Here is a 10249-nt window from a genome sequence, read left to right on the forward strand (position 1 = left end):
CTTCGAGCCCCTTCTTCGCACCGTTTTCCGCACACCTCTTCCCGTGAAGCCTGGCACACAAGGGAACGACCGCTACATGCAGCTCACACGATATCCTCAATCATCTCATCCGGATCGACCACCAGGACCGATCGACTCTGCGCGGTCTATGCCGCTTCCCTGTACTCGAAGCCAAAGCGCATCAGTCGGTCGCCCTACTCGACCAGGATGACGCCGACCTTCCGATCCACGCAACGGCCCACCGAGCCCTCTGCAATGGCCGTTCCTCCGGGACCCGACCTCCCCCCTTAGAGGGCCTTAAGGATTTCCAAGAATTTGCTTGAGAGCCAACTTGGAAAACCCAAGCCCGTTGTCTCTCTCAATCCACTGGGTCATCGGCACTTGCACACCTGCGCAAGAGAGGCCCATGCCATTAGGTTGTGAGGACTCCATATGAACGATCACCCATCCAGTTGGCAACTGCTCTGTAGCAATAGGCAAACGCCCCCTCCTATTACAACCGCCAAGCCGTCTTGTAGCCAACACCCTGCCCCACGCATTGAACGTCCATTCTGACATTCTGCGATGAACAACCTTATGTGTCCCTATTGTTTAGCTGTTCCCAACCCCTAACGCCTCCTCGCCGTACGCCACACGGGCACGCACGCGCGCTCGCCGCAGGACGCGCCTGGAGCACGATCACGACGCAACCCAAAACTTTGAAGGAAAAAGCGCCAGACCCTCTGCTAGGCTTGGGGGCAAGTCAAGACTGTTCGAAGCTCTCTTGGCACAAAGACGCCCCCGGTTGTAGAAGACCACACGCATCCCCGCCGTGCGGGCCTTCTCTCTTAGGCTCTCAAAAAGCCTTGCAATCTTCTTGAGGCAAAAGGTCAGTTTTGTCATTCGCGCGAAGCAACCCAAAAGGACCAGACCTTTGCCGCAGCCGCTTCAGGATGGGCTACACATGGCCAGAGACTCTTTGGAGTCATCTCGAAACCGCTTCAGCCACTGCCGGACCTCAACTTGTGCCTTCTCCATTTGAGCCGATCGAACTCGCCGAAAGCCTCGGACGCCTAGCGGAACTCGTAGAAATGCGACCCAACGGTCGTAATCCTGCGCTCCCTGTGAAAGCGTGGTTTCTACCGCCTCCAAGTAGTAATCACGGAAAGCTTCCTCAGAACGGTGCCACCGGAGCACTTTCCGCAGCCACTGGCACCGAGCTATGACCCTGAGAATTCCGTGAGGCACTACCAGGGGGATTGCCCATCCCCGCCCAAGGAGCTGAATTTCTGGACAAAGATAATGACGGCGTACGAGAGATTCCCCTTGGGAAAGATCTAGCCGGTAACGGTCATAATCCCTCTGGTCCCGTTCCGGCCGAGTCAAAAGCTCTGCAACATATACTTCGTCCTTGATTGCCATGACTCGGAAAAGGCTCTCCATAGCCACCTGCGTTGCTTCGTACCCTCTCTCCGGTTGATCGTGGCGATGCACTGCCAACAGAACCCGCAGATACCTCCGAGCGTATGCTTCCCCTCCCCACAACAAAAGCTCGTAGAGCCGAAGTGTAAGGTCCCGCAGTACCACGTCTTCTAGGGAGAATTCGCCGATCGACTCAACCACCGCACGCCATAAAGCTTGGGCAAGCTTCTTACCTGGGCTTCCTCGTTTTTCCAGCCAGGAAAGCTTCTCTGAGAGCACCTCCTGGTACCCTCCGTTTTTTGCCGACGCTTCTGCCCTGGGGCGAGCCTCTGCCAGACGACGCCCGAACTCGAATGCCTGCCAGTTCTCGTGAGCCCGATGTCCAAAGGTTTCCCGAATGGCCCACTGGAGACTGTCAAGAGAAAGGGGCAATTCGCCGCGTTGGAAAGCAACCCCTAGAAGTACCAAATTGGCCAAAAGTTTGGTTCCAAACTCCTGTTCCGTCGCCACGAAAAGGTCGATCGCCAAGAATCGACCGGGTCGTGTCGCCCCCCTGAGATACTCGACGAGTTCCTCGACTGAAAAATCCTCTTGCCCGAGCAAACAACGAATGGTGGGTGTCTTGGCCGTATTCACAATCGCGGCGGTTCGCTCCGGAGAAACGACCCGTTGGCAAAAAGTCGGATCCAGCGCCCGGGCCGCTTCCAATAGGTCCAAGCCCAAAAGAAGGTCCGCCTCCCCGTAACGAAGGAGGACCGGCTCCGCACAAGAACGGTCCGTAGGAGAGAATGTCACCTGGCTATACACTCCGCCGTTTCGAATGGCCAGACCCGTCTTCTGGCAGAAACGCACTCGATACCCCTCTCGATGACCAGCACGGACCAGCACCGCCGTAAGGCTTGCGACCCCCATTCCCCCCACCCCGGCAAGATAAACGCTCCAACGCTTGTCCAGCAGGCGCGTCGAGGGAGCCGGCAGACGCGATCCCACTCGACAGCCAGAGGGTTCTGGCTGTCTTCCTCTTCGGATGACCGTGATTTCTTCGAATGCAGGACACGCAAAAAGCTTGGCGCAAGCCCCATCAGCGACACACCAAGAAAGATCCGTTTGAATCTTAGGACCAAAGAAACTCTCTCCAATCGAAAGACCTGGACATCCAGTCGAAAGCGTGCACTCCAAGCAGTATTCGCAAACCTCGGGATTAATCTGGATGTAACGCTTCTGGCGAAGGTAGCCGAATCGGGCGATTTCTTCTCGTTCTCTCCGCGCCACCTTCCGCTGATAGGTAATGGCACACTCCTTGTCGGCGATGACAACCTTGACCCCATCGCGCAGAAGGATCTCTTCCAAAAGCTGCCGATACTTCCTTCGATCGCTAGGATCGATGCGAATCACAGGAGCACCAGCTTGCTGGGTAATAGAGCGGGCGATCGTTTCGATCCTTTGGGTAAATCGGGATTCCCCCATTAGGTCCTCTTCGGTCGCCGGCGTTCCCTGGTGTCCTGTCATCGCCGTTGTGCGATTGTCCAGGATTAGGTAGGTAACATCCTGACCATTTTTCACCGAGTTGGATATGGCTACCAACCCGCTATGAAAAAAGGTAGAATCCCCCATGAAAACGACCTGTTTATTGGTAATAAAAGGATCGACGCCCAACCCTGTCCCACCACCCAACCCCATCCCGCTGTAGTTATGCATCAGCCTCTGGTAGGGCTCGAACATCAACATGGTGTAACACCCGGTATCCCCATGAAAAACGAGGCGCACAGGCCCCTTCCGATGACGTTTCCACATATAGCTCGGATCCCGAAACGCCTTCTCAATCTCTAAAAGGACTGACGCACTATCCCTGTGGGGACAACCGGGGCAGAACGTCGGCGTTCGCGCAACAACGTTGCGTCCCGAGGTGCTCATTGCTTGGATTTTCTTAGCGACACTCCCCAGGCCCACCCAGTCTCGATAGCCATCCTCGTGTTGGCCAATGGCTTCCAACAGGCGCCCCAAGCGTTCGGCCACAAGAGAGGGGTGTAACCCCAGTACATCCGGAAAGCCAGGTAGCCCGTAGGGAAACTGCTTGCCCCAAATGCGACAACTGATCCCCGCCTGGGCAACGGCGCAAGCAATTTGGGATTCCAAAAACGCTCTCCTTTCCTCAACAACCACCACCGCCTCCACACGGGAAGCAAACTCCCGGACGAGCTCCGGATCCAACGGATGACTAATGCCACAGCGCAGGATGGGGAGTTGAGACTCAAGGCCTAGTTCCTCTAAGGCCTGGTAGAGATAGCAAAGCGAAAGCCCTGAGCTAACAAAGCCGATCCGATACCGGTGCTCTGGTGAAAAAGGAGGATCAGCAGGCCAGAAAATCTCATTGACCCCAAGGCGGCGCGCCATCCTCCAAAGTCGCTCCCAGCGCTGCCGTAGTTCCATCTCCTTTTTGCCCGTTCGGGGGGGTAGCAAAACCTTGTCGTAATCAACTCTTTCCGTGTCGATCTCGACCGGATGAAGGGTGCTAAACCGCGTATCGAAGTGATTATGGTGCAACTGGACTGTGCCCCCTCCTTCAGCTTGATAGCTCGAAAGAAGAAAAAGAATGTAACACCCACTCTCTCGAGAGAGGACAAAGGCCGTATTAATCCAATCCTTGACCTCCTGGAGGGAGCTAGGTTCCAAAACCGGCATATGAAGATGCTGCGCGAGAAACCGTGAATCTGCCGGCACCTGAGTAGACTCGCTCCAAGGATCATCCCCAACGATCACCAAAGCTCCTCCCTCCGGATGTGCACCCGCTAAATTGCCCAAGGCAAGGCCGTCGGAAGCCACGTGGAGCCCGACGCTTTTCATAACGGCCGCTGCTCGCAGACCCATCATCTGAGAGCCGTTTAACATGGCTCCAGCAAGCGCCTCGTTATTCGCTAGGATGGCTCGGATGCCGCGTTCCTTGAGAAGATCCCGAACCAGATCAATGGCATCGAAAAAGCCAGAAACGGGAGAACCCGGATACCCGGTCCAAAGGTGGGTACCACCATGTGTCTCCAAAAGCCCCTTAACCAAAAGCTCGGTTCCGGTGAATACCTCTGTCCCCTCTTCCTTGAGAAAGCGAGGATCGACGCGAGCGAGGGCACCGTTTCTCCCCATACGGAGAGCTAGGCTAGAAAGACTCCCTCCTCTCTGTAAACCCTTTTCTAGTGTTTTGGTTCCAGTTACAAAAGGAAAGCCAAGCGAAACCAAAACTCGCTTTACGCTGGCAAACGGGATCGGACACGGCCTGCTAGTATAAGCTGCCCCAGTGGGTAAGCCCGGCTATACCATCCAAGCCAGGACTCTGCCAGAGAAGAGATCCTGGGGAACCGCCGGGAGGAAGCCCTTTTTCGGCGAAGGATATCCCCTTTGGCCAGAGTGGGTTACGCTGTGCGAAACGTCAATCGCCCCTCTTTAACCCCTAGCTCGGATCCACTCACCTTCCTCTTCACAAAGGAATTCCATAGATACTAGGCTCCAGCAGGAGGAGCAGGACTTGCCAGGCGGGGTGCCGGAGCTCCAAAGGCCTCAAACTGAGGCAGATAGTCCTGCGAGTATCCCGGAACCCCGTATTCATAAGGTCCACGATAGACCAAGGGTTGCCGCTGGAAATTTCCATGCGGGGGTGGTGTCGGGGTAGCCCACTCAAGCGTGGTGGCTTCCCACGGGTTGTCTGACTCCACCTTGCGACCAAACCAGAGGCTCCAGAAGAAATTGACAATGAAGAAAAGCTGGAAAATTCCAAGCAGCCACGTACTAACCGACATCACATAATTGAGTTGCAGAACCCCCTGGGCCAATTGCCAAGAAGCACCTCCGTCATACCACCGGCGATGAATGCCCGCGAAACCCTGAATCAGCATAGGCCAGAAAATGCCATTCATGAAAATCAGCGAACCCCAGAAGTGAATCTTGCCCAAAAACTCGTTAAGATAGCGTCCGGTGGCCTTCGGAAACCAATAGTACACGGCCGCGAAGGCAGCGAAGAGCGATCCTGGAGCTACCAGATAATGGAAGTGCCCGATCACGTAGTACGTATCATGTAAGACCAAGCCTGCCGCGCTGAAAGCCAAAGGCAACCCGGTAAGTCCACCAATCCCAAACATGGGGATAAAGGCCAAGGCCCAGAGCATGGGAAGGGTGAAACGAATCGAAGCGCCCCAAAGCGAAAGCACAAGGCAACTAATGATGAGGACAGAGGGGACCGAAATGGAGACAGTGGTGGTCTGGAAAAATGCGCTTACGGCAGGACCCATTCCCGTCATGTACATGTGATGAGCCCACACGATCATGGAAAGAAAACCGATCGCACAAACCGAATAGACCATGATCTTATACCCGTAGAGCGGCTTGCGGATATTGTTTGCTATGACCTCCGCCACAATGCCAAGCGCGGGGAGAACCAGTACATAGACCTCCGGATGCGCCAGGAACCAGAAAAGATGCTGCCACAAAATGGGAGTCCCTCCTCCACTGACCGGAGCCAGTTGCCCATTAACGACAAGACCTGTGGGAGCAAAAAAACTCGTCCCAAATACCCGGTCCATAAATTGCATAATCGCGGCCGCCTCTAAGGGAGGGAAGGCCAGGAGCAAAAGAAAAGCCGTTACGAGTTCCGCCCAAACAAAGAAAGGCAGCCGCATCCACGTCATTCCCGGAGCGCGCAACTGGATGATCGTAGCAAGAAAATTAATGGAACCTAAAAGCGACGCCGTGATAACAAAAATCATCCCGATGATCCACAGGGTCTGCCCGTTCAAAATCGGGTGAAATCCAGGTCCGTTGTCCACCACGTCTGCCAGCGGAGTGTAAGCGGTCCAGCCGGTTTTCGCCGCTCCTCCTGGCACAAAAAAGCTGGCTAGCATGATGAGCCCACCCACAAACTGAGCCCAAAAGCTGGCCATATTGATCCGCGGGAACGCCATATCCGGGGCTCCCACCTGCAGGGGCACGACAAAATTCCCAATTCCCGCAAAACCCAACGGGACAACCCCAAGGAAAATCATGATCGTCCCATGCATGGCCCCGAAGGTGTTATAGAGCTGCGGGGTAATGACCCCTCCAGGCGCCATGGTCGGACCCAGAAGTTTTTCTAATATTGGACCCACCCATGGAACCGGCTGGCCCGGATGTGCGAGCTGCCAACGCATGACCATCATCAAGCTAAACCCGATGAAAAGGAAAAGGAGAGCCGTGACGGTATACTGCAACCCGATCACCTTGTGATCGGTAGAAAAGACCCACCGTCGCCACCAGGGAAGCTGGCGATAGTGATGTTCCAGTTCCTCCCAGCTCTCTTCTACGTGAAGAACCCCTTCCCCGCTCGATGCTCCTGCCGCGTGATGTGCGCTGTCCATGGTTTCCTACCTATCTCGCTTTTTATCCTGCTTACAAAAAACTTATCGGTGCACCCACCGTTGCCTTACGACAAATACTGCCCAATCCTTGTCTAAAAGTAGAAGTGGTTTCCACCACACGTCAAACGAAAATCGCAAGTTTGTCTTCTATCGTTTTTTTGTACCATATTAGCACAGCTTATACCTTACTCACGTGCCCACACTCTGGAGTTGGGTTCGAATCGAATAGATGAACATCTTCTTTAAGTGCCAGCCCTTTGTCCCCTCCCGGACCACCAGAGCATCATAGTTCTGCTGGAAACGCCGCCCGTTTTTCCACTCCACGTAGAGAAAGAACTGCACAGGAGCTTCCACCTCTCGGGTCCACGGATTGCGGCTCGGGTCGCCCAGTTGTTGCACCCGAAGCTCATACAATCTAATGCCGAGTTTTCCAGCTTGCCCGCCTCCCAAAAGATCCTCCTTAAGGGCTTCCTCAACCTCGCTTCGGTCCGGTTTCCAAACCCCACTGGTCTCCACCAAATAGAAGGCTTGATCACACCCAGTCCATACCATCGTGCCGAAACCAAGAGCGCAGGCCACCAATCCTCCCCCCAGAAGCCGACACGTCTTTTTCACTAATCTCTTCTTACTTGGCGTTGTAATCTTCTCAAGCCTGGGAGCCAAAAAACAGTCGTTTCTGCATCCCAAACAAAAGGACCTCAAAACCGCTCCTTTCCCTTTTTGCGGCTTTTCATAGCCCCGTCAATCCCGAAGCTTCCAGGCGAAACTTCCATTACGAAGGCCAGGATCAACCGCCAAGCTAAAGGGCGGGGCAAGAGTTTTTTCGGCAACGGCTTCCCAAGAAAGCTTGCGAGCCAAACCGGCAGAAAAGGAAAAAAGATCGCGCGGCAAATTTGCCGAGCCGTCAAAACTTCCGCCGAGGGCTCACGGGCAAAGGCAGCCCGGAAAAAAGAGCGTCTTACTTACTTGCGAAGGGGCCATTCGCTCAGTAGAGAAATCCTCGGAGGCAGAAATCCACCCTCCGATCAAAGGGGAAGGGCTTCCAAAAGGCCCAATTCCCTTAACCGGTGTGTGGCAGGGTTGAGCAAAACCTTCTCCCAGGGTTAGGACCAAGCGACCCAAGGAATCTAATCTGTTGACCTAGCCGCACGACGTCTGTAAAAAGGTGAACTATGAAAGAGCTCCAATCGAACTCGGACAATGGAAAACCGGGTCGGGCTCTTCCTCCTCCGCCCCCAAAGCCCGTCATCAGATCGAGGGAAGCACCCTCTTCGGCCCCCAGTCCTGGAGAAAGCCTACGCCCCCGCTTTCCATCCCCTCCTCCCATAGGGGAGCCCCGGGTTTACCGCGTTAGCGGAAGGGGGAGTTACCAGGTTGCAACCCCGCTATCCGGCACGACTCCCGTGGCGCAAGGACCGAAAACGTCGTCTCCCGTTCCCATCCCGCCCGAAACAAAGCACGGCTCTTCGCTGCCAAGGCTTGAAGACGCTCCCACAGCCCCTAGCGCTCCTCGAGAATTGGGGGGCGGTTCTTCGCTCAACTCCTCATCCCCACAACCGGCTGCCGGTGGTGACGGTGGAGCTTCTGCCGAAGCTTCCCATCCCGCTCACTCCACAGACACGAAGGAAGGAAAGGATGGAAAGGGAAGTTCCGGACCCACCCGTTCCTCGGACGCACGTCGTCTTCCGCGTTCGATTCCTGGAAAGCGGCCTGAGCGTAGAAGCCTTTTTAAAGTCTTTGCCTCATCCGGTCAGGATCGATGGGTCACCTTCCTATCCGTGACTGCGGCAGTAGCCAGTTGGTTGACAGCAGCCCTCCTGTTACTACTGTACTTAGATATTCTTCGGTAGGCGGATCTTCGGAACGGAACGAACAAACCAGTAAGGAAGACATATGGCGATTCAAGCGGTTACCAACAAGGACTTTGACCGAGAAGTGCTGCAATCACCTCTACCAGTCGTCGTAGACTTTTGGGCGGAATGGTGCGGTCCATGTAAGATGCTTGCACCCCTCTTGGAGGAGCTAGCCCAAGAACTCAACGGAAAAGCCAAATTCGTCAAAGTCAACGTCGACGAAGAGCCGGGTCTTGCACGGGCCTATTCCATCCAGTCGATCCCTACCCTGTTAGTTTTTAAAGACGGTCAGGTGAAAGCAAAACATATTGGCATGGCATCCAAAACTCATATCCTCTCTCGCATCCAACCTGTGTTAGAAAACTCAAGATAAAACTGTAGCTCGCCCACGCGAAATCCCATCTGCTTACGGACGCTCCCTAAGGAATGTTCCCGTCCCATTGACGCTCAAAAGACCTCTCCTGTGCCAGAGAAACTGGATAGTTGCATTTTTCCTAGGCCGAGCATAACTTGCTTTGGAAGTGACTCAAGACACCTTGAGTCAGTTCCAAAACGAAGATCGCGGGGTGGAGCAGCCAGGTAGCTCGTCAGGCTCATAACCTGAAGGTCGTAGGTTCAAATCCTACCCCCGCAATGGTCCGTTGCGCGCGGCCTATTCAACGAAGAATATCTTCCCAATCCTTGGGTTCCCCCAATCGGAAAACCCAAAGCCCGATTAACCACAGGAGAGAACCTCGCTGGAGACTCTGCTCGATATTGCCGGAAGAGTTTCACAAAAGAGCGGGACACGAACCGCCCTTCTGAAACGGACCACCAATTGGAGAGAAATTCTCCCTAAGGGCTATGGTGTTTCCCGTCCATGACCGGGGCGATCAAAAAGCGGTTCCTTCGAGAACGGCAACACTCCATTCCGTGGGGTGGTTCTCCATCGGGCGGATTTTTCCCATCCCCATTCTACCCGTCATCTTGGGCCTGGGAGCCACGTGGAAGACGATGTCGCAAACGGCTAGCTAAAGCATTAAGCTTACCCCTCGCGCCTGCACTGGTGACCCGCCTCCGAGGCTTGTTCGTAGAACTCCCTGACCAATACCCCATCGCGGCAGCCCAATAGGCTCGAGAGGAAAGCACCAAATCTTTTGCCACAGGACCGTTTCAGAACGCACCGAGCGCCTTTGGTGCCTTAGGTCTGTGATTACCGCCGTTTCCGCTATGACCCAACGATCAAATCCTAGACCATGAAACCGTTCCTAAAACCATAGACAACGATTCCTCTACCGGCGAAGATCGCCCGGCACGCCGGCCAAATCGTGCTCCCGACGATTCGCCTGCTGGAGTTTCACCCGCAATGCCCAGGTAGCGCCCAGTCCCGCGTTTGCGGGACAGAGCCGCGGGAGTCCGTCCATGACCTGGCGACCGGGCATGCGCTGCCTGCGTCGCTTTGAGTCTCTTCGGAACCCCCGCCATAGAAACGACCATACGTGCTTGGTCCAATTGCTTGCGGGTAGGGCAAAGGTTACATGACCGCCGTTGCAAAGTAGGCACGACTGCCTGTGGCAGAGATGGGCGTTCGGAGAGACCCAATCCTCTCCGGGCGACGGCAGGAGGCCGTGCCCGGAT

General features: G+C 55.1%; 7 protein-coding genes and 1 tRNA gene. 3 read left to right on the top strand and 5 right to left on the bottom strand.

Annotated elements, in window-relative coordinates:
• Window positions 1–297: 297 nt before the first annotated feature.
• The 4 genes from KK925_RS07225 to KK925_RS07240 all read right to left on the bottom strand — a co-directional run bounded on the left by KK925_RS07225 (window position 298) and on the right by KK925_RS07240 (window position 7394).
• Window positions 298–480: a hypothetical protein gene (locus KK925_RS07225; protein ID WP_214096395.1), complete on the bottom strand. Its 183-nt coding sequence runs from the start codon at window positions 478–480 to the stop codon at window positions 298–300.
• Between the two features lie 447 nt (window positions 481–927).
• The gene (locus tag KK925_RS07230) at window positions 928–4539 is read right to left on the bottom strand and encodes a 2-oxoacid:acceptor oxidoreductase family protein (protein WP_174583422.1); all 3612 of its coding nucleotides are present in this window, start codon (window positions 4537–4539) and stop codon (window positions 928–930) included.
• A 353-nt stretch (window positions 4540–4892) separates the two neighbouring features.
• The gene (locus KK925_RS07235) at window positions 4893–6779 is read right to left on the bottom strand and encodes a cytochrome c oxidase subunit I (protein ID WP_174583423.1); all 1887 of its coding nucleotides are present in this window, start codon (window positions 6777–6779) and stop codon (window positions 4893–4895) included.
• A 189-nt stretch (window positions 6780–6968) separates the two neighbouring features.
• Window positions 6969–7394, bottom strand: a complete 426-nt coding sequence (locus KK925_RS07240; protein WP_174583424.1) for a hypothetical protein — start codon at window positions 7392–7394, stop codon at window positions 6969–6971.
• A gap of 864 nt (window positions 7395–8258) precedes the next feature.
• Between KK925_RS07240 and KK925_RS07245 the strand changes: the two genes are divergently transcribed.
• The 3 genes from KK925_RS07245 to KK925_RS07255 all read left to right on the top strand — a co-directional run bounded on the left by KK925_RS07245 (window position 8259) and on the right by KK925_RS07255 (window position 9266).
• Window positions 8259–8561: a hypothetical protein gene (locus KK925_RS07245; protein ID WP_174583425.1), complete on the top strand. Its 303-nt coding sequence runs from the start codon at window positions 8259–8261 to the stop codon at window positions 8559–8561.
• A gap of 111 nt (window positions 8562–8672) precedes the next feature.
• Complete coding sequence (trxA, locus tag KK925_RS07250; RefSeq protein ID WP_174583426.1) at window positions 8673–9005, top strand: thioredoxin; 333 nt, start codon at window positions 8673–8675, stop codon at window positions 9003–9005.
• A 187-nt stretch (window positions 9006–9192) separates the two neighbouring features.
• Window positions 9193–9266: transfer RNA gene (locus KK925_RS07255), tRNA-Met, on the top strand.
• Window positions 9267–9903: 637 nt separating this feature from the next.
• Here KK925_RS07255 and KK925_RS07260 read toward each other — a convergent pair.
• Window positions 9904–10053, bottom strand: a complete 150-nt coding sequence (locus KK925_RS07260) for a hypothetical protein (RefSeq protein WP_174583427.1) — start codon at window positions 10051–10053, stop codon at window positions 9904–9906.
• Between the last annotated feature and the right edge of the window lie 196 nt (window positions 10054–10249).

The organism is Candidatus Methylacidithermus pantelleriae (assembly GCF_905250085.1).
Taxonomy (GTDB): domain Bacteria; phylum Verrucomicrobiota; class Verrucomicrobiia; order Methylacidiphilales; family Methylacidiphilaceae; genus Methylacidithermus; species Methylacidithermus pantelleriae.